Raw genomic sequence first — 25,168 nt, 5'->3', positions numbered from 1 at the left:
TTTTACTTTTCATTCGTTTATCTAATGTTTACAAAAAAATACAACATATCGATTTATATTCGCGAAAAACAAAAACAGAAACAGAAAACACAAACACAAAATAAAAAGGCGTGCACTCATACAAGTACACGCCCAAATAAAGTGTTCTAACTGAAAATCACTCTAGTATCAGAATGTATCGTCTTCAGAAAGAATAATACGCTTACGATGCTTCTCAATCTTAGGATCTGGAATAGGAACAGCACTAATCAGAGCCTTAGTATAAGGATGTTGAGGATTATCGAAAACTTCATCAGTTTCGCCATATTCCACAATACGACCACGATACATAACAGCAATTCGACTAGAAATGTGACGAACTACAGCCATATTATGTGCAACGAATAAGTACGCTACGCCAAGCTTATCCTGCAAATCCTCAAGCAAATTAATAATGCCAGCCTGAATAGAAACATCCAAAGCAGATACAGGCTCATCGAGAAGCAAAAGTTTAGGATTTACAGCCAATGCACGAGCGATAGCAATACGCTGACGCTGACCGCCAGAGAACTGCGTTGGGAATCGATCAACCTGGTCTGGATTCAACTCAACCAATTGCATAAGCTCTGCAATACGATCGCGAATTTCAATCTTGGACTTATGCTGTACCAACAAAGGCTCAGCCAAAATATCGTAAACCAACATACGAGGATTGAGCGAGCTCATTGGATCCTGGAACACATATTGAATATCAGAACGAAGCTGACGACGCTTTAAGCTAGTCAAATTATCATTAAGCTCAGTTCCAAAAACAGTAATCGAACCAGACTCCGGCTTCTTCAAATTCATGATTTCCATCAAAGTAGTAGACTTACCAGAACCAGATTCGCCCACCAAGGCCAAGGTTTCGCCTTCGCGCACTTCAAAACTTACATCATCTACTGCGCGAACAACACCAACCTTGCGACGCAAGAAACCGCCACCAGTAATTGGGAATGTTTTCACAAGATGTTTAACATCCAAAACAACCTTGCGCTGCTCGCGAGGAATACCCTCGAAAATAGGCTTAATATCACGTTCGCTCTCCGCACGAAGCATTGCACGAACAGTTTCAGATTGAGCTTCAGCGCCAAGAATAGAACTGGTATCGCCAGACTTTTCAGATTCTATAAGCATATCCATAGTAGGCTTAGAAATTGGCGTCAAACGACGAGTACGCTTTTGATCGACTCTAGGAATAGCTCCAAGCAAGCCAATCGTATATGGCTGAGTTGGGTGTTCAAAGATTTCTTCAACAGTATTATGCTCAACCAAATGACCTGAATACATAACAATAACTTCATCAGCTACACCAGCTATAACGCCTAAATCGTGTGTGATGAAAATCATTGCTGCGCCGGTAGCAGCCTGAGCTTTCTTCAAAACTTCCAACACCTGAGCCTGAATTGTAACATCCAAAGCTGTAGTTGGCTCATCAGCGATAATAACATCTGGATTATTAGCAATTGCCATAGCAATCATAACGCGCTGACGCATACCACCAGAAAACTCGTGAGGGAACGCCTTCAAACGTGCTACTGGATTAGAAATACCAACCAAAGTGAGCAACTCAATAGAGCGACTACGAATCTGCTCATCAGTCATATCAGGATTATGAATAACTAATGCCTCTTTAAGCTGATCGCCAATAGAGAAAACAGGAGTCAAAGCAGAAAGAGGATCCTGGAATACCATAGCAATATTCTTGCCGCGCAGAGCACTCATCTCAAGATCAGTCTTAGTTAAAAGTTCTTCACCTCTATAAGTTATAGAACCCTTAACAGAAGCATTCTTGTCAAGCAAACCCATAACAGCTAAGGAAGTAACAGACTTACCAGAACCAGATTCACCAACAATACCTAAAGTCTTGCCAGGATACAAATCAAAGTTCATATCTCTTACTGCATGAACTGTACCAGCTTCAGAAGCAAAGTTCACTTGCAAATTGCGAACAGAAATCAATGGCTTATCATCAGGCCACTTACCACTGAACTTATCGTCGCTCTTTGCAACTTTCTTATTCTTTTTAAGAGGCCAAAGATTCTTTAAACTAAAGCCACAAGATTTTTTAGAATCTTCATGCTTTTTGTCTGACTTTTTAGCCTTATCAGCAACTTTCTCAGAAGCCTTTTCAGTCTTCTGGTCGCTAAGCTTAGCCTCAGTGTTCTGATCTTCCATAGTGGTATTTTCCTTATTCACGTCATTCACCATATCGGTCATTTTTACACCTCTAAATAAGCCTTACTCGGCTTTACCAACTGACTTGGAATACGGATCGATAGCATCACGCAAACCATCACCAATAAGCTGCATAGAGAATGTGAGCAAAACAAGAACAACTGCAGGAGGCAAAATAAGCCATGGAGCTGTATAAAGCTGATCCTGACCAGTGCTAAGCAACACACCGAGAGAAGTATCTGGGCTCTTAATACCGATGCCCAAGAAGCTTAAAGCAGTTTCGCCATTAATTGCACCAATAACGCCAAGAACCAAATTAATAATCAAAACAGAACCAAGATTTGGAACTAAGTGTCGAATGATGATAAAGAATGAATTCACGCCTTCGAACTTTGCAGCACGCACATATTCACGTTCACGCAAGCTTAAAGTTAAAGTTCGAATGGTACGCGCATAACCAATCCAACCGAAAACTGACAGGCCAAAAGTAAGCCACAGCCAATCGCTTCCACCACTTGCATTGCCAATAAGCAAAGAAATAAGCAAGAATGAAGGAACAATCAAAAGCATATCGAGGAACCACATACCGACATGCTCAAACCAACCCTCAAAGTATGCAATTGCCGTACCAACAATAGCAGCAATGATAGTGATGCATATAGAGCTAATAATGCCTATAGCCAAAGATCTACCTAAGCCTCGGATAAGCATTGCATACATATCGGAGCCTTCCTTGGTAGTACCAAGCCAATGATCTGCAGAAGGCGGCTCACGCAAAGCTGACATGCTCGTATCAGTATATGAATACTTAGTGAATAAAGATCCAAACAGAGCAAAGAACACCAAAATTACTAAAATAACTAAGCCAAAAACTGCAGACGGACGGCGGAAGAATCTGCGAGTATAAAGCCTAAGCCTTCCCGTACGCTTAAAGTTAGCCCACGATGAAGTTCCTTCAGATTTGGCGGATTCATTTGAATTCTGCTTAGATTTAGAAATCTTCTTTTCTGCTGCAGCATTCTTAGACGATGCAGTTTTCACAGATTCGTCTTTCTTTAATTCCTCATCTTTTTTAGATTCAGTATTCTTCAAATCAATCTTTTTGGAATCAGAAGATTTATTACTTGTCATGCTAATATCACCTACACTCTAACGCAATCAACTCAAACGAATACGTGGATCTAACCAAGCAGAGAAGATATCTGCAAGCAAAGCACCAGATAATGTACATACAGCACCAAATGCAGCAACTGCAGTAGCACCATTGATGTCATTTTGAGCAAGAGTATTAAGGAAGTACTCACCCAAACCGTGAATAGCATACATTTTCTCTGTCATAACAGCACCAGTAAAGATACCTGCAATAGAGAATGCAACGTCAACAGCAGTAGGAATTAAAGAAGTACGCAAAGCATGGCGGCGAATAGCAATATTCAACGGCAAGCCTTTAGCGCGAGCAGTACGCACATAATCGGCATTCATTGTATCAAGCAAATAGGTTCGCTGAGTCAAATGATAACCAACCATGCCAGAAATAGTCATAGAAATAGTTGGCAAAATCAAATGCTGCAAGAAATCAGCCAAATACTCAAATATGTTATTGCCTTGATACGAGCTTAAACCAGTGACGTAGAAAACGCGATATTCTGCTGAATCGTTAATAAAAATAGCCAAATTAACAATAGCCAAAATCATTACAGCAGTAGGAACAACAAGTAGGAATGTGGAAATTGCATTCAGAACACGATCCTGCCACTTGTATTGACGAATAGCTGTATAAATACCAAGGCTCACACCAATAACAATGCCTAATATGGTAGCTCCAGTAACAAGCTCCACAGAAGCACCAATTCTATAAGCAATTTCTTTTCCGACATGACCACCATCTGGACTTAATCCCCAATCCCATCTGGTGAAAATGCCACCGAGCCATCTAAAATAGCGAATTATGACTGGCGTACGATCGTTGATATTCGCAGCATCTAACGAAAGTTCAATTGAATAACCAGGAGTCGCTTTTCCAGGCGAAATCTGAGCATGGTTAGAACGCGGATCCATAAATGCGCTCGCCAAGAAATATGTCATAGACACTGCTACGAACAGCATCACAACATAATTCAAGCACCGCTTAATAATGTATCGAATCATTATAACTCTTTTCTCCGCCTAGCATATCCAAACACAGACAATCACAAACCGCGGAAGTTTGTATGCCTTTAACGTCTAATTTCCCGAAAAAAGACACAGTCAAGTGACCCTCATATATAACTCGGGACTGTAATTAGTATATTTTCAGCTAACCTATGTACAACAGAAAATAAGGAAAATATACTCATGTTTAGTAAAATCTCATATAACCCGTAAACCTCAAGCATGCTATTAATCGCAGAATATCAAAGTTTTTAAGGCTTTTGCAGATAAATACTGTTATGCGCTAATGTATTTTTTACACTTAAAAATCTTTTTTGTTAGCCGTGCAACAAACAGCAATAAAATAAAATATATTCTATTTTTACATCAAAAAACAGAATATTTATCGGCATAACGATAATTATTCAAAAATTCCTTAGGTTTGTAAACAATATGTCACAATTACGAAACACAACAGGATAAGTCTTGAACAATGTGACCTATAGAATAGCTTTTATTAGCCAATGCTAGATTATTTAAGGAGTTATATGGCAGAGAATGTCAAAGCAGTGACCATGGATCACGTGCAAGAATATTCCAAACATTTCAACGAACAGCGCGCAAACCGATTGGCCGCGAACGCCTCTGTAGCAAACGGCGTGCTTAAAGCAGCAACAAGCTACCAAGGCCAACGAGAACTTCCACGCGACTTCTCAATCGAATTAAAACAAGGAACAATAACAAATCAGCAGCACTCTGGACGTTGCTGGATGTTCGCTTCTCTTAACACTTTGCGCTATGAATTAATGCACAAGTGGGATTTAGAAGACTTCGAGTTTTCTGAAAGCTACCTGTTCTTCTGGGACAAGATTGAAAAAGCAAACGCATATTTGGAAAACGTGCTTGCAACACTTGACGAAGATGTTAATAGCCGAGTTTTCGAATGCATTAACTATGGCCCAATCGACGATGGCGGCTGGTGGCAAATGTTCGTTAACTTGGTAAACAAGTACGGACTCGTACCAAAGAGCGCATACCCAGATTCTCAGAATGCCATTGACTCAGATGCATTTGTACAATACATAAATACCAAGTTGCGCGAATTCGCTGCAGAAATGCGCGAAGCCCATAAGAACGGTACTTCTTTGGAAGAATTGCGCGAAATGAAAGTCCGCGACTTGGAAACTATTTACCGCATGACTTCTATTGCTTTAGGTGAACCACCAGCAAAATTCGATTTCTTCGCACGCACCAAAGACGAGGACGAAGATAAGAAGGACGAAAAGAAGGACAGCGAAAAAGCTGGCGAAGAAGCTAAGAAAGACGAAGCCGAAAAGGACGACAAGAAAGAAGAAAAGCCAAAGACTGGCAAAGACGAGCGTCCAATTATTCGCGAATATGGTATTACTCCACTAGAATTTGCAAAGAAGTATGTGCCAATTGACGTGAACGACTTCGTAACAATATGCAACTCTCCTATGGAACGCACTCCATTCAACAAGCTCTATCAGTTAAGGTACAGCACAAACGTGGCTGAAACTGAGGAACTCGAATTCCTTAACGTCCCAATTGAAGTATTCCGAAAAGCAGCTGTTGATCAGTTGAAGGACGGACATCCAATTTGGTTCGCATGCGATTGCACTCAGTTCTCACTCAGACAAGAAGGATTCTTTGATCCTGCAGTTGTGCGCGTAGATGAACTGTTTGATGTGAAATTCACATTCGACAAAGCTAAAGGCTTGGAATACATGGATTGCCCAGGCAACCATGCAATGACATTCACAGGCGTAAACCTCAATGAAAAGGGCGAGGCAGATCGCTGGAAGATTGAGAATAGCTGGGGCAAGGATAACGGAGAAGACGGATACTATGTCGGCTCCGCTGAATGGTTCGACCGCTATGTTACTGAAATAATCATCAATAAGAAGTATCTCGATGAAGCAACATTAGCTGTCTTAGGCCAGGAGCCAGTAATGCTCGAACCATGGGAGCCACTTTCGAAGCGTTGCCGTTAACTTAAAAGCTTATTAAGCATAAGCACGGTATGCTTTAGAGTTTGAATAAATAGCGCAGATTGCAGCACAGCAGTCTGCGCTTTTATTTTTAAATATGGGCTATAGGATATGGACCATCAGATACGGGCTATCAGATACGGGCTATCAGATACGGGCTATCAGATATGGGCTATCAGATATGGGCTATAGGCCAAAAAATAGTGTTATTCCGGGTTATCCCCAAAAAAATATTAATTCATAAAACTGCAAAAACTATATGTCGATTTGATTTGCAGGCGATAAAAAAGAAGCCAGGCGGGAGAGAAAAACCCGCCTGGGCAGAGAGAAAGAGAGAAGAAGGTTTCAGTTATGGGATTCGAATAGCGAATCTCGCTAGCGGATAACCGCTAACAAACTCCATAATACACCATCCTTCATCAAAAAACGATAGTTTAAGCTAAAAATTTCCTTAAAAAAATCTAAAAAATCCTGATTAAATATTTAACTTTTGTTATCTGCATCACTTTTAATTAAATATTTAATCAAAAATCACTTATTCTCTAAAATTTTACGAGCCTCTGCGAGTCTATTCGCCTCAGCACGCTGACGCTCAGCCAAAGCAGATTCAAAACGCTCAAGCTCCTCGTCAACCGCTTCTTTAGGAATCTTAGCAAAAATAGGCGTTGGCTTTGGCACAGGAGTACCAACTACCAACTCTTCGCTTTCCCATGGGTGCACAGTTTCGCCCAAACGGTAATCGCCAGTAATAATCGGATACTTAAATCCAGGCTTATCCAAATCCTCTACTTCCTCAATACGAGGCAATGGAGAAAATATGCCGGTTCCGCCAAGCGCTTCCCACACTTTTTGAGCAGAATGAGGCAAGAATGGCGCCAACAAATGATTAGCATCAGATACAGCTTGAGCAGCAACATGCAAAACAGTACCAAGTCGAGCTTCATCATCCTTAATCTTCCAAGGCTCAGTTGCAGAAATATACTTGTTAATATCTGCAACAACATGCATAGCCTCAGTCAAAGCATTCTTCTGACGATGACGCTCAATCAAGCCACCAACAATTTCAAAAGCGTTAGAAGTTTGATCAAGTAAAGCGCGATCCATATCCGTCATAGAATCTTCATCAAGAGGAGGAATTGCTCCAAAATTCTTATTAATAAGATTTGCTACTCGATTTACAAGATTTCCCCAACTTGCAGCAAGTTCCTCGTTATTATGACGAGCAAACTCAGCCCAAGTAAAATCAGCATCGGAATTTTCCGGACCAGCAATAGAAATGTAGTATCGCACAGCATCCACAGGATAACGCGCCAAAATATCTTTCACGTAAATCACAATTCCGCGCGAAGAGCTGAACTTCTTGCCTTCCATAGTCATAAACTCAGAAGCAACAACTTGCTCAGGCATATTCAACGGGCCATAAACTCCAGATTCGCCACCCTTAGAACCAGCACCATTATATGCAAGCATTTCTGAAGGCCAAATCTGAGAATGGAAAGTAATGTTATCTTTGCCCATGAAGTAATATCCAGGAGCCTTAGGATCACACCACCAATCGCGCCATGCATCCGGCTTACCTTGACGGCGAGCCCATTCAATAGACGCAGACAAGTATCCAATAACAGCGTCGAACCACACATACAGGCGCTTATTCGGATTATCAATCCATCCTTCTACAGGAACAGGAATACCCCAGTCAATATCACGAGTGATAGCTCGAGGCTTAACTTCTTTAAACAATCCGATTGAGAAATTAATAACATTTGTACGCCAACCATCCCTTGAATTAAGCCAGCTTAAATTAGCATCAGCTAAAGCAGGCAAATCAAGGAAGTAATGCTCTGTTTCTTCAAATCGCGGAGTCTCACCATTAATTTTCGAAACAGGATTAATAAGCTCATCTGGATCAAGCTCATTACCGCAAGCATCACACTGATCACCGCGCGCACCATCTGCTCCACAAAGTGGGCACGTGCCCTCAATGTAACGATCTGGAAGAGTACGACCCGTAGAAGGAGAAATCGCAACCTTCTGAGTACCCTTGTAAATATAACCGTTCTTTAAGCATTGACGGAACATTTCCTGAACTACATGCTCATGATTCCCTGTAGTTGTGCGCGTAAACAAATCGTAGCTTAAACCTAAATCGCACAAATCCTTAGTAATTACGCGATTGTAGCGATTAGCAAGCTCCTGAGCGCTAACACCTTCTTTATCCGCTTCTACTAAAATAGGAGTTCCGTGTTCGTCCGTTCCAGAAACCATAAGCACGTCATTGCCCTTCATGCGCTCATAGCGAGCGTACACGTCTGAAGGTACCCCAAATCCAGCAACATGTCCGATATGACGAGGGCCATTAGCGTATGGCCAAGCAACATTCACCAAAATATGACTCATAGGCAATTATTATCTTGTTCAGCGAGGACACTTATAAATAATATTCAAATAATCAATGAATAAAATACAAATAATAACGTTCTTAAAATCTTATTTAACCGCCAAAATGCGCGAAGTAAAGCAATATAATTTGTGAATTTATACAATCTGCGACAATTATCCACATATCCACAATTTTTTAGCATGCGCTAGCGTAGCTCAATAAATCTGCTTACTCTATAAAAACGCAGAAACACAGACTGAGAGAAAAATGATATACAAGAAAAGCACAAGCAAAAATTTGATTTTGCAAAGAAATCACAAAAAACATACGAAAACAGCTGAGGAACTAGCACTCAAAGCAATCACGACCATAAATTCAAAATCAAAAAACAATGAAAACTCAGAAAACGCCGAAAACACGAGATTTCCAACAATACTAGATAGCTCAGCACTACCTGGGCCTTTGTGTATGAATAAATTAAGAACAATAGGCATATTCAAACATTTAGATAATCAAAGTGGCTTTTCAAACAAACAATCTAAAACAGTTGCAGGAAGAAGCGAAATAATAAAGGAACTATTGCCTAAAAATACTATTGCATGCCTTTACACATCTGCATGGATTTGGCTAGGTGGATCATTCCCCGTAACTTTAGACGTGCTTTCACAAAGTCACTATAGATCAAGACCACACGGGCGCCCAATACACGTCTATACGCGCAAAATTATTGACGGAGAATGCGTTAAAATCGGGAATTTATTAGTTACTACTCCAACAAGAACAGTATGCGATATAGCACTCACTCAAACAGAGTCGGAAATAACGCAATCTCTTAGATACAAAACCATATATACGCTTATGGAAAATTACATGATTAATATCAAAGATTGCTCGAATATTTTAAACGACAATCACCATTTTCCAAGCTCTGTAGCTGCTCGCGAATGGCTGGAAAGCATAATGCAACTTTACATAGATGAAAATATTTGCGAGCGCGAAGAAGAAAACAACCACGAGTATGAATAGGAAAAAAGAGAAAAAAGATGGAAAAGAGGAAGATGGAAAAGAGGAAAAATCATGAGCGAAATAAATAGCAAAAAACTTACTCCACCTAAGCCTCCTATTATGCCAACGGAAGATATCGCTTGCTCTCCAAAAACCAGTCAAGAAGTACTGTGGTATATTGCGCAGAATATTCCACATTTACGAAAATGGATTATTGCAAACACTTCTGCAGACGCAAGATTATTAGAATACATTTCTCAACAGGGAGGCCCAGACGTAAGGCATAGTTTTAATGTGCTTTTCGAAAGCTACGACTATATGCATAGAAATATCAAATAAGTTAGCAAAATAATATGCAAGTCGCCATTTGCAACAATAGCTTTACTATCTAAAGCAATGATTTTACTATCTAGAGAAATCGACAGAAATGACCTTGACCTTACTATCTACAGAAATGGCCTTACTATCGACAGCACTAGCCCTACTATCAGCAAAAATATGCGATTCTATTCTTTAATTGAAAGACATTCGGCATAGACTTGTTTACGATTCGCAAAAGATCCATCAATACGAGGATTACTTTCTACAACACGCGAAATAGCATCTTTAAGCCTTATATTTTCTGATTTTGCGCAATCTATAGCAAGCTGAGCAAGCTGGTTAACACTAAGATTTTCAACATTTTCAGAACTTTCAGCCTCTTCCTCACTTACTCCAGAAATAACAAGCACAATTTCGCCGCGCGGAGGATCCTGTAGCACGCCATCCAGGATTTCTCGAACGCTTCCGCGTCGGATTTCTTCATAATCCTTAGTCAGCTCACGGCATAACGCCATAGAGCGATTAGCTCCTATAACCTCACATATATCTTTCATAGATTCTTCAATGCGATGTGGCGCTTCATAAAATACAATAGTTCTGCGCTCGTTACGAATCGAACGCAAATGCTGCTTACGCTCACTGGATTTTCTAGGCAAGAATCCCTCATAGCAAAAACGATCTGTCGGCAAACCCGAAAGCGCCAAAGCATCTAAAACAGCGCTAGGCCCAGGAGCACACGTAACAGGTAATCCACGCTCAATTGCCCTACGCACAATAGCTAAGCCCGGATCATTAATAGTAGGCATACCGGCGTCCGACACAACTAATACGGTAGCGCCTTTTTCAACATCATCAAGTAAGCCATCGGCTTTATTTCGCTCATTATGATCGTGATAAGCAATAACGCGCCCTGAAACACGCACTTCCAAGCGATTCGCCAAATCATACAAGCGACGCGTATCTTCTGCAGCGATAATATCCGCCGTCTCTAAAAGATGCACCAAACGAGAAGAAGCATCGCCCATGTTTCCAATAGGAGTAGCAGCAAGTACAACTTTCCCGCACTTAACATCTTTCAAATCGCTTTGCAAAATATCAGATTCCTCGCCACTCATATAAACTCCCTAAAAATACTTTAAGTCTTTAAGACATTAAGCCCTTAAGCCTTTGAACTCTTTTAAGCCCTTTTAAACTCTTTTAAGCTCTTAAATAACTTAAATCACTTAAATCACTTAAATCACTTAAATCACTTAAAAAATCGTATAAAATCCTAAAGCTCATTAAATCTCATTAAAACTCTACACGAATTTAATATAGAACGCACTTAAAAAAGCAAGGTATTTGATTAGAATTATTCTTGAAATAAATAGTGTAACTTTATGAAAAAGAAAGAGATACTATGAAAATTATTGAACATGAAATCAAAGGCGCAGATGATAGCATTGCGCAACTAACGGGATACGTTTTAGACGATAACACAGATACTGACGTAAAGCAGATTCGCCCAGCTATTCTTATACTTCCAGGCGGAGGATTCTTACGCACGTCAAATCGAGAATCTGAGCCAATAGCAATGAAGTTTACAGCAGAAGGATTCCACGCATTCGTTTTACGCTACTCGCTTGTTCCAAGCACTCATCCAACCCAACTTTTAGAAGCAGCTGAAGCGATTAGCATGATTCGTAATAATGCAAAAGAATGGCATGTGGATCCAAAGAAAATTGCTATCATCGGATTCTCAGCTGGCGGACATGTGGCTGCAAATTTGGCTACAAGCGTTAGCGACGATATTGAAGAAGCTCACGGATACGTAGCCGACGAGGTTCGTCCAAATGCACTTATGCTAGCTTACCCTGTTATTTCTGCTGGAAAATACGCGCATAAGCCAACATTCGACCGTCTTTTTGGAGATGTTAGCGAAGAAAAGCGCGAGCAGCTTGTTGAAGATCTTTCATTAGAAAAGCATGTGGATTCCAAGACGCCACCTGTTTTCATATGGCAAACCGTTACAGATCAGGTTGTTCCAGTTGAAAATTCAATTATGTTCGTGGATGCTTGCGTTAAAGCAGGAGTAAATGTTGAAGCACACTTGTTCCCGAAGGGCCCACACGGTTTAGCTTTAGCTGTTAAAGAGACTTCTAAACGCGACGATTCCGGAAATGTGATTCCTGAATTCGTGCAGCCAGAGGTACAGCAGTGGATTGGACTTGCTTGCGATTGGCTACGCCGTACTTTTGCATAATGTAAAAAGCAAAAAGCATTTATAAAAATAACGTTTGTAAAAAACGCTTGTAAATAACGTTCATAAATAACGTTTGTGAACAAAATTCATAAATAACATTCATAAAAAAATAACGTCGCCCGCACACTTTATATGTGTTGACGACGTTATTCATATTTAAAAGAAAATCACACGATTAATATTTCATACGATTAATATCACACGATTTTCGGCATTGGCGTAGTTAGCGAAGAAGTGAGATTGACTTGCACAAGTCCAGCTCCAGCATGAACTTCTACTTTCTTCAAAGTTACTGTACGCTCATTTGCAAGCTTATGATCATCATCCGTCATAGTTGCAGGAGATTTTACAGCAACTAAAGCAAGATCATCAAAAACAACTCCAGCTTTATTGCATAAATCCAAAGCTTCGGACAATGAATCCGCAAAACCATCTTTTTCAATTACGCGATCACATGGAACTCCATATGATTCTTCGCATAATAAATCAATGCGATTGCGCAACGACTTGCCTCTACGACTTTCAGGAAGACTTCTTACAGCAGGAATCTCGCTATCAATAGCAGACACGAACCCATCCAGCTGCTCTACTAAAGCATCTCCGCCATCTCTGAACAAGTTGCCGATAATAGGCTTACGGAATTTAAGCAGACTTGCATAACTAAGCAAATCTGGAATCTGATCATCCTCGCCATCCCACAAATTAATAAGTGGGAACGCAGGAATATGCAATGATTCAAGATGCTCAACATGGAATGGATAACGCCATGCCAAAGTCTTATCATCTCGCCAAGTACTTGCACGAGTAACAACAACTGCAGCAGTTGGCCATTGAGCACCATATTCGCGAGACGCAATGTCAAGCCACTTTTGAGCACCTGCATCAGTGCCGTAACCAGCCTCAACAATAACAATGTCATGCTCAGCACAAGCCATTTCAACGCTTATTAAGCTAGGGATTCCAAGTGAAACATTAGCAAACGGGCCGCAATGAACATAAATAGGAGAACCGTTTACAGTTTCAGTCTTCACAGGCTTTACAGCGTCTGAAAGCATATTGGTAATACGCCACAAATCTACAAAAGAGCCAAAAGTAACAGGATTACCATCTTTCGTACCGGCAATCATAGAAGATACGCGATTAGAAATCTCCTCCATGCTCCTTGAAAGCACTACAATTTGCATAAGTTCGCAAGTTGGAGTTAACACAACACGCTCTGGAACTGTGCCTTTGCCAAAATCAACCGCAATACTTCTCAAAGAACGAGAAGGAACCTCGCTTACGCGTGGAACCAAAATTTTATCTAATATTCCCTCGTCAATAGCCTTTTCAGCGAACGAAACTAGCAGATTTTGCGCGCTTGCGATAGCAGCCATTTCTCCGCACAATCCCCAATCAATCAATTCAGGATGTGAAAGAGAAGCCTTACCGCCACCAGAAGCGCCGCCCTTAGAACCAGCTGCAGTAATGCCCATACTTGGCTGACGGAGAACAGCAGCTGCATCAATTCCACGCTTGCGTAATGCGTCTACAAGAGCAATCGTAGTAGTTGTTTTGCCTTCGCCACGAGAAGCCTTAAGCGGAGTATCAGCCGTAACAAGAATTACTTTGCCATGTTTACGTGCTTCATCAGGATGCTGGTTGAGATAATCCATAAAACCAAAGGCGTCAATCTTAGAAACTAAACCATAAGAAGTTGTAAACGATTCAAGAATGCTCATATTCCCCACTTTCTTAACAAAACACGCTGATTCATTGAAATATTCATAGTTAATATCACAGAACTTATATCAATATTTCAAAACAGAAACAATATTATACGAATGTGTGGGCTGCTCATAGTAGATGTGTTTAATAACACATTTTGGTGTTATACGTATTTATTTGATCTAGTTATATGCCTTTATTAAATCTAGAAAATATCGCAATTAATGCTGAACTAACAGTGAACCGGCGCTGGCATTGTGCAAAAGTAACGATGGACTGGCGCAGAACTAACACTGAAGTAACGCGAAATCAACGCGAAACTAAATTTGTAAAAAAACAGGCTTCTAAGGATTATTCCAAAGAAACCTGTTTTTGAAATTAGAAATCTAAAATAACCAGAATAATTTTAAACAATCAAATACCGCCTGCAGCAAAACGCAACATGCAACTAAATGACTATTTATAACAACAATTCTTATTATGATTTCTTGTTGAACGGCTGGCCATACGGCTTGTTATCTTCCGGCTTACTATACGGCTCGGTATAAGGCTGGCCATAAGGCTGACCCGGACGTTGCTCATATGGTTGACCATATGGCTGGTCATTTTTCGGCTGGCTATATGGCTCTCTGTACGGCTGACCATATTCAGGCTGGTCATATTGTTGTTGACCATACTGCTGACCATAAGGCTGCTGACCATAAGGCTGCTGGCCATAAGGTTGTTGGCCATAAGGTTGAACAGCTTGTTGTTGACCATACTGCTGGCCGTATTGTTGGCCATAAGGCTGACCATACTGCTGGCCGTATTGCTGGTCATACGGATACGGTATGTAATAAGCCTGCTGACCGTACTGTGGCCCATAAGTATTTTGACCATAGAACTGAGTTTGCTGGCCATAATATTGTTCTTGCTGACCGTAATATTGAGTTGTTTGCTGGCCATAGAACTGCTGTTGTGGCTGAACATTCTGCTGATTTTGAACCTGAAGCTGATTCTGCGGCTGCGCCTGAGGCTTTTCTTGAGGTTTAGCCTGTACTTGTGACTGAACGTTCTGAGACTGTGGTTGAGCATTCGTTACTTGTGGTTTAGCCTCAGCTTTAGGCGACTCTTCAGTCTTAACCTTAGGTTCTTCAACTTTTAACTCTTCAACCTTAAGCTTAGGTTCTTCAACCTGAGTTTTAGACTCTTCAGTCTGATGATCCTCATCAAATTCAACCTTAGGCTCTTCAACCTGAGTCATAGGCTCTTCAGCCTTCAACTCTTCAACCTGAGGCTTAAGCTCCTCAACCTTAGGCTCATCAATAAATTGAGACTTAGGCTCCTCAGTAAATTGAGGCTTAGGCTCCTCTTTAATATCATCCTCAGGTTCCTCAGTAATATCTAACTTTGGAACATAATCACTCGTAGACTTAGGCTCATATGCAGGTTCTACTTTAGATTCCTCAACGATATCACTCTCAGGTTCTTCGCTAATATCTAACTTAGGAACATAATCACTCGTAGACTTAGAATCCTCAGCAAATTCAACCTTAGGTTCCTCAACCTTAGGTTCCTCAAACTTAGGCTCCTCAAACACATTGTTTTGCTTATATGCCTCAAAATTTGTACCAAAATTATTCTCGGATTGAATATCAGCAAGCTTTGGAGCGCTTATATTCGAAACCGGAGTATAAACAGCATCCGCTGTGCTTCTATTAGTATTTGAATCCTCGAAATTAAAGCTCTTATTTGAAGAATCCTCTAATTGTTCACTTTCTGAAACCAATTTACTTAATGTATTTGCAGAATCATTTTCTGCTCTTACATTAGAAGAATTATTATTCACAGGAGATTTATATTCCTCAAATGCATTATTTTCACGAGCGCGATTGCCGTTATTAAATTGAACGTTATTATACTGCGGATAATTATTTTGAGGCTGCGCCTGATTCTGCGGCTGAGTATATTGAGGCTGGTTTTGAGCCTGCATACGACCATACTGAGGTTGATTTTGAGTCTGCGGCTGAGTATTCTGCTGAGCCTGATTCTGAGGCTGCTGCTGATATTGAGATCTCGCCTGAGCCTGAACATTCTGCTGATTTTGGCGATAAGAATTAGCCTGTTGCTGCGCCTGAGCCTGAGTCTGCGGCTGTGGCTGAGCCTGCCCATTAGCCTGTGCATAATTCTGAGGCTGACCTTGCGAACGAACCTGCTCATTAGGCTTATTCATTGAGCGCTGAGCAAATTGAGGCTGATTCTGAGCTTGATTATATTGAGGCTGCGCCTGATTCTGCGGCTTAGCATACTGAGGCTGAGCATTCTGCTGGTTTTGAGCATGCTGCTGAGCATTAGCTTGCTGCTGAGCCTGCCCATTAGACTGTGCATAATTCTGAGGCTGACCATATTGAGAAACTGATTGAGCCGGCTGCCTATATTGAGATTGCGTCTGAGGCTGAGCGTTAGTTTGACGCTGCGTCTGAGGTCGATAATTAGACTGAGGCTGATTCTGAGGCTGACCTTGAGCCTGGAAATTAACTTGTTGATAAGGTTGATTCTGAAGTTGATTGCTATTGTTGCTTACATTATCCTGAGCATTAGCCTGGGAATTATTAGCCTGCTCTTTATCTTTGGAATTAAACCAGCCACTAAATATGCCCTTTTTCTTACCGTTAGTCTGACCATCAGCCTGTCCATTAGCCTGAACAGCAGCCTGCCCATTAGTCTGAACAGCAGTGCGGCCGTTGCTAAATTGACCGCCATTAAATTGACCGCCATTAAATTGGCCACCGTTATTAAATTGGCCATTATTAAACTGACCGCCATTAGACTGGCTATTATTAGCCTGGCTATTAACACGTTGATTATTATTCTGCGTACGATTATTCGGAGTACGGTTATTTTGCTGGCTAAAACTGTTTACAGTAGCTGCCTCAAGTTTGTTACCACATTCACGGCAAAAATTAGCAACGTCCTTGTTCTCTGCTTTACAACGGCTACAAATCTTCATCTTTTCTCCTTGCAACAAACTCATTACATTTAGAGCAATCAAACATTCTCTAAAATATTGATTATAAGTTTAAGCCATCACAGCAATATCAACCCGTAAAAATCAATTTTTTTATAAAAATAATAAAGGCAAATCCTAAATCGCAAAACCTAAACTACGAGAAGCGGACACAGGAACAGCTTCATCCGACCAATAATCCTCAAGATTTTCATCCGTAGTCAACGAACGAATTTCCGCACGATCTATATACAATTCACCACGCAAATGATCTGTTTCATGTTGGAAAATACGTGCAGGCCAACCATGAAGCTTCATAGAATGCTGCTTACTATCTTCATCCTGCCAAGTCGCTTGAATATCAAGCCAACGCTGACGAACTGCCTGATAACCAGAAAAACTTAAGCAACCCTCATAGAAACTACGAGTTTGTGTACCAATAGGCTCGTAGTGCGGATTGATAATCGCGCGGAATGGAAGTTCTGCAATATCACGAGGATCATCTTCATCATCGCGCACATGATCTTCAATTACAGCGATAGCAAGACCCAAGCCAATCTGAGGAGCAGCTAAACCGACTCCTGGAGCTGCAAGCATCGTGCTATGCATAAGAGAAATAAGCTTATCTAACGTAACTCTGGTAAGCTGACCATCGTACTCGACTGCGCGAGAACGCAAAACAGGCTCTCCCGCTTGAACGATAGGCAATATTCCATCACTTGTTGCGGAATCCAATAGATGCTCAACAGCGCGGCTTAGCTTAGTATCGACACTTGCGTGATGCGTAAACATAGGACTCCTTTAAAATTGCAAGAATAATAACTTGTTCAAAAAATCATTGTTATGTGCATCTCGTGAACATAACACTAAGTTCTTAAGTATACCAAAATTATTTACGCCTTGCCATATGCCAACACGATTGTGGACGCTAGAAAAATGCATGAGCTATTTAACTATCGCTAGTTAGCTCGGCAGGTCGTCAGCGTACACCAACCACAATCAAATTCCCAATGAACAACCACACAGCTCTGCCATGCCTTCGTCAATCGAGACGAAGGCAGGTCGGAGCGCTAGCGCGTTATGTGGAACAGTGAGTAGAATTGCGGATAGTGTGTGACGCGCTAGTATGCGATGTTGTTTGCTTGCGCGCAAGGTGAAGCGATTTTTGTGAAAGAGGCTTTATTATGCCAAGAATGTTTGGTACTGACGGCGTGCGTGGATTGGCAAACCGTGATTTAACAGCACAACTTGCGTTAGATTTGGGTGACGCTGCAGTGCGAGTTTTAGGAAAGACATCTTCAGAATGCAACGTTGCTCAAGATTCTTTTGTAAGTTGCAAAGATAATTCTTCCGATACTTCTGTTCATGCACGTAGACGCGCTTTAGTCGGCAGAGATACTCGCGTCTCCGGCGATTTCTTAGCTTCTGCTCTTGCTGCTGGTATGAGCGCTGGCGGTTTTGATGTTATTGACGCAGGAATCATCCCAACTCCTGGCGTTGCATTCTTAACTTCTGTACTAAACGTTGAAATGGGTGCTGTGATTTCCGCATCGCATAACCCTATGCCAGATAACGGTATTAAATTCTTCGCGCGAGGCGGTTTCAAGCTTCCAGATAGCAAAGAGGACGAAATTGAAGCTGTGCTTGGTCAGGATTGGGAGCGTCCTACTGGCGCTGGAGTTGGTCGCATAAGCCACGATACCGTTACCGCTACTAATCTTTATATTGATCATTTAGTTTCAGCTGTCGCTCCTTTAAGCAATGGTTCTACTACGCGCCCAAAGCCACTTGCTGGTTTACGCGTTGTGGCAGATTGCGCAAATGGTGCCACTTCTGTTGTTGCTCCTGAAGCTCTACGTAGAGCTGGCGCTGAAGTAATCGTAATTAATGCGTCTCCTGATGGCTACAACATTAACGATCACGCCGGCTCAACGCATCCTGAACAGTTGCAGGCTATGGTTAAAGCTTCAAAGGCTGATTTAGGCGTTGCTTTCGATGGCGATGCTGATCGTTGCCTGGCTGTTGACGAGAATGGCAATATGGTTAATGGCGATCAAATTATGGGTATTCTTGCTCGCTCTAAGAAAGCTGAAGGTAAGCTTAATCACGACACTCTCGTAGTTACAGTTATGAGCAATCTTGGATTAAAACTTGCGCTTAAAGATATGGGCATTGCAACCGTGCAAACAAATGTTGGCGACCGTTATGTTCTTGAAGAAATGCTTAAGCACGACTATTCACTCGGCGGAGAACAGTCTGGTCATGTGATTAATCGCGAATTTGCCACTACTGGCGACGGTACACTTACTGCTTTGACTTTGTGCCGCGAGGTTGTGCGTGAAGGCAAGAAGCTTTCTCAAATGGCAGCAGATTTCCCGCAGCTTCCTCAAGCTCTTGTAAACGTACCAAATGTAGATAAGATGGCTTCCAAAACTAACGCTGCTGTTCTTGAAGCTGTTGAAAAAGAAGAAAAACTGCTGGGAGATACTGGTCGTGTGCTTCTTCGTCCTAGCGGTACAGAACCTCTTGTGCGCGTTATGTGCGAGGCTGCTACGCAGAAGCAAGCAGATGAAATATGCGCTAGGTTAGCACAAGTAGTTATAGATAATTTGAAGCTGTAAATGCTTAAGATTTGTGAACCTTTAGGTTTTGTAAATAATTTTATTTACAAAGTACGCTTTGCTACTAGTTAGGCAGAGATTTAAGATTTTTCGCAGCGAATAGGACTTGACTTCAAGTAAACAAAATCAAGAACACTTCCCCGATTTTGTTTACTTACACGCACTCTAAGTCCACAAAATCAGGAATACTCCCCCGAATTTGTTTACTTATCTGGTACGTAAGTAAACAAAACCAAGAACAGGATGCCAGTGAGGGATGGGTGTTGCTTGGTCTAGTATGCTTTGCTACCAGCTAGGCATAGATTTGAGATTTTTCGCCCAGAGCGAAATGAACCTCAGCACGAAGTGGTGATTCATTGAGCGAAGAAGAAAAATCGAAAAATCTCGGTGATTAGCCGAAGATTAAAAGACTAAACATGCCAAGAGCTGTCGAAGTTTCTCTTAGAGCAATGTAAAAATTTTGCGATGAGAGAAACTCCGACAGCTCAGCAACATCAGCATGGACCTTAAACCGCAGCGCACAATGCTGCTTCAAGCTCAGTCAAAGCGAGCGCACGAATTTAGCGCAAGGAAGCGTTGTAATGCTGCACCTTAAGCGTACGGCGAGAAGAATCGAGCTTGCCGAGCACCATGCGGCGCAAAGCTTGATCCGCATCCTTATGCTCATCAAGCCAGAGCTGTCCGCGCTCAACTAACTCATCTACATCAGCATAATTTGGATACAAGCCTTCAATCAAAGCTTCAGCCATGTGGAATGTGCGATTCTTCCAAATCCACTCAACTTCAGCAAAATAGCGCTCAACATAAGGCTTAACCAAATCACCCTTAGCGGTGCTTGCAAAACCGGCAACCACGGCACCCATTTGCATATTAGTCAAATCGAGATTGCGCAAAGCCTGTTCGAAAGCCCAATCCTTAGCTTCTGCAGTTGAACGAGCCGCACGAGCTTGGTAAGCGTATTCACGATTCTCGGTAGTATCGCGCTTAGCGAGTTCCGCGTCAATTCCAGCTTCGTCCAAAGCGTTCACGCCTGCGAGCGCAATAAGAATGCTCCAGCGCAAGTCGTTGTCAATTTCCAAGCCTTCTAAGCGCACAGAACCGTCGAGCAATCCGTTAGCTACGCGCAAGAACTCAGCATCTCCAACTTCGCCATATCCAAGATAAGCCTTAACGAGCTGGAATTGCTCGTCGGAACCTGCAGAAGCTGCCAAAGCCAACTGCCAGAGTTCGTGAGCTACATGCTTTGCGACTTCTGCTTGACGCTCTGGAACAACGTAGTGGCTTGCAGTTACCTTTACTTGACCAAGAGCATAGCGGAAAGTAGTTGATTCGCGCTCGGTCGCCAAAGCTTTAAGGCTGAGTTCCACAAAGCGTTCTGCTGGGAATTCTGCGTCGCGAGTCATGTCCCACAATGCGAGCCAAATAAGCGAGCGTGTCAAAGAATCCTTGAAACGATACAAGTTGTCTGCAGCAAACTCAAGCGACTTTGCGTCAAAACGTAGCTTCGTGTAAGTCAAGTCGTCGTCGTTTACAAGAATAAGCGCTGGCATTTTTTCGCCGCGCGCTTCAACAACTTCCGTCACTTCGCCGTCAACATCAAGTTCGATTCGCTTTGTGCGCTTAATTTCGCCAGTCGCTTCGTCTACATTGTAGAATCCAACAGCCAAGCGGTGTGCGCGAAGAACAGGATGCTCAGCTGGTGCGCTCTGGCGCAAACGCAAGGAAGCAATAGTGCCGTCAGCTGCTTCTTCGACTTCGGTAGAAATCGTGTTAATTCCAGCTTTTTCAAGCCACTGAGCGCTCCAAGCCTTAAGATCGCGTCCACTTGTAAGCTCTAATTCGTGCAACAAATCAGCCAAAGTTGCGTTGCTGTATGCATGCTTGCTCAAATAGTTGTGGATTCCTTCAAAGAACTTTTCGCGACCAACGTACGCTACGAGTTGCTTCAATACGGAAGCGCCCTTTGCGTAAGTGATGCCGTCGAAGTTGACGGAAGTGTCGTTCAAATCGTTGATTGGAGCCACGATTGGGTGCGTTGTTGGAAGCTGATCTTGATTAAGCGCCCAGCTTTTTTCGCCGGAATTGAAAGTGCTCCAAGCGTCATGCCATTCGGTTGCTTCAGCAGTTGCAAGAGTAGAAGTGAATTCTGCGAAGGATTCGTTAAGCCACAAATCATTCCACCACTTCATGGTTACGTAGTCGCCGAACCACATGTGTGCAAGCTCGTGCAAAACTGTTACAACGCGACGCTCAGCATAAGCGTCTGTAACTTTGGATTCAAACACGTATTGGTCGCGAATCGTAACCATACCAATGTTTTCCATAGCTCCAGCGTTGTATTCTGGCACGTAAATCTGATCGTACTTTGCGTACGGATATGGCACTCCCCAAGTCTTAGCGTAGAAAGCAAAGCCCTTCTTCGTGATATCGAACAAGTAGTCAACGTCTTTAGCGAATGCGTCTTTAAGTGCCTGACGGCAGTACATTGCCATTGGCACTACGCGACCGTCTTCGTTGTTGTAAGACGTGTGCCATTCGGCGTAAGGTCCTGCGCAAATAGCAGTTAAGTAAGAGCTCATTTTTGGAGTTGACTCGAATACCCAGCGCTTCATGCCTTCTACAGCACCATTTTCCAAAGTGCCGTCTTCTGTCTTGCGTCCTTCAATCGCGGTTTCGCTTTTAACTGGCATGTTTGAAGTAACAATCCAGCTTTCTGGAGCGTCTACCGTAAAGTCAAAAACAGCTTTCAAATCTGGCTGATCAAACACAGCATAAACGCGGCGAGCATCCGGCACTTCGAACTGAGTATACAAATACACGTTTCCGTCAGAAGGATCAACGCTTCTATGCAAGCCCTCGCCCGTGTTGGAATACTGGCAGTTCGCTACAACTTCTACGGTATTATGCTCAAGCAAATTTGCGAGCTCAATTCGGCTATCTGCAAAAACTTTAGAAACGTCAAGAGCGGTACCGTTTAACACTACGGATTCTACGCTGTTTGCAATCAAATCGAGGAAGCTTACACTACCAGCTTTAGCGTCGAACTCAATCTTTGTGCGCGAAGTAAAATCGCGGCCGCCTTTTCCTAAATCAAGCGCAACATCGTAGTGAATTGGCATTTGAATTGCGCTAAAACGTTCCGCAGCTTCTACGCGAGTAAGATTTGCTCCTGGCATATTTTGTACCTTTCGTATTTTTCCTAATTATTTTCCTAATTATTTTCCTAATTATTTCTTTTAATAATTTTCTAATAAATTCTTTAAATAAATCAGTGATCGGAACGATTAAAACCATTCTTCATACGCATGCTAGTAATGTACAGCACTGTGTCAAGCAAAGAATCGGTTTCTTTCTTCAACTTTGCTGCCATATCGTCGTTTGCTTCAGCCAAAGCTTCGCGCACTTTGTCGTTACGAAGCTCTGCAATAATAGCTTCAGGATTGCGAACTAAATCATCGTAATCTTCGCCCTCATCACCTTCACGCTCTGGCTCGTAATCTCTCAAATCAACGCCAAGAATATCTGCCACGGTAGCATCCGTAGACTTAACCATTGCGTGACCAAGGGAACCGACAACTTCCTGGTAGCGCTCAATCGCGTTTGCAGTATCGTTAAATGCTGCATCAGCAAGAGCTGCAATAATGCGATTCTCCCAATAGAAGTTTTCGCTTGTTACGCGAGTAGTTGTATCTTCCAAATACTTTGGAGTGCGATTTACGTTTGGATAGAACGGAATCAAAGAGTTGAAAGGATTAGAACCGTAAGTAATCCACTGAATTGCGCGCATTGCTTCCGGCACGTAAGGGCGGATTTGCATAACAGCAAGCTCACTTTGACGATTGATGCCGATTGGGCGGAAAAGATGACGAGTATGCTCATCGCCAAGCTTGCCGTAAGGATCATACTCAGTGCCCTGATAGTGCGAGCTTAAAACGTACTTAATATCCTCAACTGTGACTTTGCGCTCAGGCTGGCGAGCCCAAGGAATATCGTTGCTATCCGGCTTATGGTCAGCGTCCTTACCGTCCCACACTTCGTCATAAGGATTTAAGAAACGCTCCATAAACCATGCGCGAGGAGTGTTGTAAACGTGATCTGCATCCGAATGAGAACCGAAAGCATCGCGAGGGTTAAACGGAGAAGCGTTTTCCACCGACAAATCCAAGTGATTTTCTTCAATAAACTCAAGCAAATCAGCAGAGCACATATGCTCTTCTTGGTCTCCCAAAGCGTCTTCCAAATCGAACTCATCAATTCCAAGCTGGTTTGGCATAACAACATAAGCTTCATCCGGAACGCGCTTAGCAATCCAATGATGACCGCCAACAGTTTCCAACCACCAAATCTCGTTCACATCAGAGAACGCAACGCCGTTCATCTCGTAAGTGCCGTACTTTTCAAGCAATGCACCCAAACGCTCAACGCCTTCGCGAGCGCTACGAATATAAGGCAAAACAAGTGTTAAGAAGTCTTCTTCGCCAATTCCACCCGGCACTTCCGGCTTGTAGTCAGCGTCCCCAACTTTGCCTTGTTCTTTTTGAAGCTCAACCATTGGATCTGCGCCTAACACGCGCTCGTTGGACGTAAGCGTTTCAGTTGCGCTCATTGCCACGTTTGCTTCGTTAACGCCAGCTTCTCCCCAAATTCCTTCGCGCAAGTCTGCGTTTGGCACGCTTGTGTATTGCATTGGATTATCCGGCAACTCAACTGTTACGTGGCTAAGCACGGACTTATAAACGCGAGGCTGATCTTCAGGCTTTACTACCACTAAACGCTTTGGATTAAACTCGCCATTTGCCGAGTCTTCGTTACGCGCAATAAGTGTGGATCCGTCGTAACTTGCTTTTCGACCAACAAGAATTGTTGTGCATGCCATATTTGCATCCTCTGTTTTTAGATTTTATATTTTATTTTTAGATTTGTTACTGTTTGATTCTAACGCTTAGACGTTAACTGCTAACCTAATTGGCTGCTCTCGTGCTTGCGTTTAGGCTTTACCAGTAAGGAACATTCCGCCAGCGTCTACACCTGAAGTTACATTTCTCACTTCGCGCAATAATTCATTCATATAGAATCCCGGCTTAAGATTTGGCAAAGGCTTTTCTGTGCCAAAAACTTCAAACATGTATTCGTGATCTTTATCAGGAGGCTGTGGGCCGTTGTAACGCATAGTAATTGCTGGATCATCGCAACCAATAAATCTGCTTGCTTGCGAATTACGCCCTTGAAGAGCTTCCGGAATCATAGAAGTCATTGTGCGAGAAAAATCTTCCGGTATTTGTAAAGCGTGAGAATCGTTAAAATCAAACATTAACGCTTCAACAGGCACATTTGCGGCAGTCCAGTGAATCCACTCAAAACCGCATACTGGTATTGCGTCGTCGTCAACAAAACGCCAATGCAAATAATGCACGAAAGATGGCATACTATCAACGTAAAATGGGAAAGAAACTACCGGAACTCCACTGATCTTATTCTGCTCCGGCGCAGCTTTAGAATAATCATCCGGAATGGTAGTGAAATCTGTAGAAATATTCATACTTTAAGTATCTACTATCTCAATGACGA

General features: G+C 42.3%; 16 protein-coding genes. 5 read left to right on the top strand and 11 right to left on the bottom strand.

The window, feature by feature from the left end:
- Positions 1-168 precede the first annotated feature (168 nt).
- Genes BFS05_RS05895 through BFS05_RS05885 form a run of 3 tightly spaced genes read right to left on the bottom strand, consistent with a single transcriptional unit; the run spans position 169 to position 4,344 of the window.
- Positions 169-2,238, bottom strand: a complete 2,070-nt coding sequence (locus BFS05_RS05895) for an ABC transporter ATP-binding protein (RefSeq protein ID WP_258004277.1) — start codon at positions 2,236-2,238, stop codon at positions 169-171.
- 21 nt (positions 2,239-2,259) lie between these two features.
- Positions 2,260-3,327, bottom strand: coding sequence for an ABC transporter permease (locus BFS05_RS05890; protein ID WP_103085039.1), 1,068 nt, complete (start codon positions 3,325-3,327; stop codon positions 2,260-2,262).
- A 27-nt stretch (positions 3,328-3,354) separates the two neighbouring features.
- Positions 3,355-4,344: an ABC transporter permease gene (locus tag BFS05_RS05885; RefSeq protein WP_180978619.1), complete on the bottom strand. Its 990-nt coding sequence runs from the start codon at positions 4,342-4,344 to the stop codon at positions 3,355-3,357.
- 530 nt (positions 4,345-4,874) lie between these two features.
- Between BFS05_RS05885 and BFS05_RS05880 the strand changes: the two genes are divergently transcribed.
- Positions 4,875-6,341: a C1 family peptidase gene (locus BFS05_RS05880; protein ID WP_103085038.1), complete on the top strand. Its 1,467-nt coding sequence runs from the start codon at positions 4,875-4,877 to the stop codon at positions 6,339-6,341.
- 528 nt (positions 6,342-6,869) lie between these two features.
- Here BFS05_RS05880 and metG read toward each other — a convergent pair.
- On the bottom strand, positions 6,870-8,735 hold the full coding sequence (metG, locus tag BFS05_RS05870) for a methionine--tRNA ligase (RefSeq protein ID WP_180978618.1): 1,866 nt from the start codon (positions 8,733-8,735) through the stop codon (positions 6,870-6,872).
- Positions 8,736-9,186: 451 nt separating this feature from the next.
- On the opposite strand from metG, the gene BFS05_RS05865 reads away from it, so the two are divergent.
- Positions 9,187-9,744: a hypothetical protein gene (locus BFS05_RS05865; protein WP_146026738.1), complete on the top strand. Its 558-nt coding sequence runs from the start codon at positions 9,187-9,189 to the stop codon at positions 9,742-9,744.
- 51 nt (positions 9,745-9,795) lie between these two features.
- Positions 9,796-10,062, top strand: a complete 267-nt coding sequence (locus BFS05_RS05860; protein WP_103085034.1) for a variant leucine-rich repeat-containing protein — start codon at positions 9,796-9,798, stop codon at positions 10,060-10,062.
- 167 nt (positions 10,063-10,229) lie between these two features.
- Here BFS05_RS05860 and rsmI read toward each other — a convergent pair whose 3' ends face one another.
- Complete coding sequence (rsmI, locus tag BFS05_RS05855) at positions 10,230-11,159, bottom strand: 16S rRNA (cytidine(1402)-2'-O)-methyltransferase (RefSeq protein WP_103085033.1); 930 nt, start codon at positions 11,157-11,159, stop codon at positions 10,230-10,232.
- A 284-nt stretch (positions 11,160-11,443) separates the two neighbouring features.
- Here rsmI and BFS05_RS05850 point away from each other — a divergent pair, with 284 nt between their 5' ends.
- Positions 11,444-12,286, top strand: coding sequence for an alpha/beta hydrolase (locus BFS05_RS05850; protein WP_103085032.1), 843 nt, complete (start codon positions 11,444-11,446; stop codon positions 12,284-12,286).
- A 197-nt stretch (positions 12,287-12,483) separates the two neighbouring features.
- Here the strand turns inward: BFS05_RS05850 and BFS05_RS05845 are convergent, their stop codons facing one another.
- The 3 genes from BFS05_RS05845 to BFS05_RS05835 form a co-directional block, all read right to left on the bottom strand.
- Entirely contained in the window at positions 12,484-14,007 is a 1,524-nt protein-coding gene (locus BFS05_RS05845; protein ID WP_103085031.1) for a formate--tetrahydrofolate ligase, read from the bottom strand.
- Positions 14,008-14,471: 464 nt separating this feature from the next.
- The gene (locus BFS05_RS06840) at positions 14,472-16,982 is read right to left on the bottom strand and encodes a zinc ribbon domain-containing protein (protein ID WP_180978617.1); all 2,511 of its coding nucleotides are present in this window, start codon (positions 16,980-16,982) and stop codon (positions 14,472-14,474) included.
- Positions 16,983-17,117: 135 nt separating this feature from the next.
- Entirely contained in the window at positions 17,118-17,771 is a 654-nt protein-coding gene (locus BFS05_RS05835) for a peptide deformylase (protein WP_103085030.1), read from the bottom strand.
- Between the two features lie 392 nt (positions 17,772-18,163).
- Here BFS05_RS05835 and glmM point away from each other — a divergent pair, with 392 nt between their 5' ends.
- Complete coding sequence (gene glmM / locus BFS05_RS05830) at positions 18,164-19,600, top strand: phosphoglucosamine mutase (RefSeq protein ID WP_103085029.1); 1,437 nt, start codon at positions 18,164-18,166, stop codon at positions 19,598-19,600.
- Positions 19,601-20,160: 560 nt separating this feature from the next.
- On the opposite strand, the gene pepN is transcribed toward glmM, so the two are convergent.
- The 3 genes from pepN to BFS05_RS05815 form a co-directional block, all read right to left on the bottom strand.
- Positions 20,161-22,776, bottom strand: a complete 2,616-nt coding sequence (gene pepN, locus BFS05_RS05825; protein WP_103085028.1) for an aminopeptidase N — start codon at positions 22,774-22,776, stop codon at positions 20,161-20,163.
- Positions 22,777-22,868: 92 nt separating this feature from the next.
- Complete coding sequence (locus tag BFS05_RS05820; protein ID WP_103085027.1) at positions 22,869-24,476, bottom strand: C69 family dipeptidase; 1,608 nt, start codon at positions 24,474-24,476, stop codon at positions 22,869-22,871.
- A gap of 111 nt (positions 24,477-24,587) precedes the next feature.
- Positions 24,588-25,139 (bottom strand): YbhB/YbcL family Raf kinase inhibitor-like protein, encoded by a 552-nt coding sequence (locus tag BFS05_RS05815; protein WP_103085026.1) that lies wholly within the window; start codon positions 25,137-25,139, stop codon positions 24,588-24,590.
- Positions 25,140-25,168: the final 29 nt, after the last annotated feature.

This window comes from Gardnerella coleohominis, from assembly GCF_002896555.1.
GTDB lineage: Bacteria > Actinomycetota > Actinomycetes > Actinomycetales > Bifidobacteriaceae > Bifidobacterium > Bifidobacterium vaginale_F.
Note: the sequence above shows the minus strand (reverse complement) of the source record. Positions and strands in the feature narration are given on the sequence as shown.

Bases quoted from the DNA above. Each gene is read 5' to 3' on its own strand.
- BFS05_RS05895 (WP_258004277.1), bottom strand. From the start codon at position 2,238: ATGACCGATATGGTGAATGACGTGAATAAGGAAAATACCACTATGGAA.
- BFS05_RS05890 (WP_103085039.1), bottom strand. From the start codon at position 3,327: ATGACAAGTAATAAATCTTCTGATTCCAAAAAGATTGATTTGAAGAAT.
- BFS05_RS05885 (WP_180978619.1), bottom strand. From the start codon at position 4,344: ATGATTCGATACATTATTAAGCGGTGCTTGAATTATGTTGTGATGCTG.
- BFS05_RS05880 (WP_103085038.1), top strand. From the start codon at position 4,875: ATGGCAGAGAATGTCAAAGCAGTGACCATGGATCACGTGCAAGAATAT.
- metG (WP_180978618.1), bottom strand. From the start codon at position 8,735: ATGAGTCATATTTTGGTGAATGTTGCTTGGCCATACGCTAATGGCCCT.
- BFS05_RS05865 (WP_146026738.1), top strand. From the start codon at position 9,187: ATGAATAAATTAAGAACAATAGGCATATTCAAACATTTAGATAATCAA.
- BFS05_RS05860 (WP_103085034.1), top strand. From the start codon at position 9,796: ATGAGCGAAATAAATAGCAAAAAACTTACTCCACCTAAGCCTCCTATT.
- rsmI (WP_103085033.1), bottom strand. From the start codon at position 11,159: ATGAGTGGCGAGGAATCTGATATTTTGCAAAGCGATTTGAAAGATGTT.
- BFS05_RS05850 (WP_103085032.1), top strand. From the start codon at position 11,444: ATGAAAATTATTGAACATGAAATCAAAGGCGCAGATGATAGCATTGCG.
- BFS05_RS05845 (WP_103085031.1), bottom strand. From the start codon at position 14,007: ATGAGCATTCTTGAATCGTTTACAACTTCTTATGGTTTAGTTTCTAAG.
- BFS05_RS06840 (WP_180978617.1), bottom strand. From the start codon at position 16,982: ATGAAGATTTGTAGCCGTTGTAAAGCAGAGAACAAGGACGTTGCTAAT.
- BFS05_RS05835 (WP_103085030.1), bottom strand. From the start codon at position 17,771: ATGTTTACGCATCACGCAAGTGTCGATACTAAGCTAAGCCGCGCTGTT.
- glmM (WP_103085029.1), top strand. From the start codon at position 18,164: ATGCCAAGAATGTTTGGTACTGACGGCGTGCGTGGATTGGCAAACCGT.
- pepN (WP_103085028.1), bottom strand. From the start codon at position 22,776: ATGCCAGGAGCAAATCTTACTCGCGTAGAAGCTGCGGAACGTTTTAGC.
- BFS05_RS05820 (WP_103085027.1), bottom strand. From the start codon at position 24,476: ATGGCATGCACAACAATTCTTGTTGGTCGAAAAGCAAGTTACGACGGA.
- BFS05_RS05815 (WP_103085026.1), bottom strand. From the start codon at position 25,139: ATGAATATTTCTACAGATTTCACTACCATTCCGGATGATTATTCTAAA.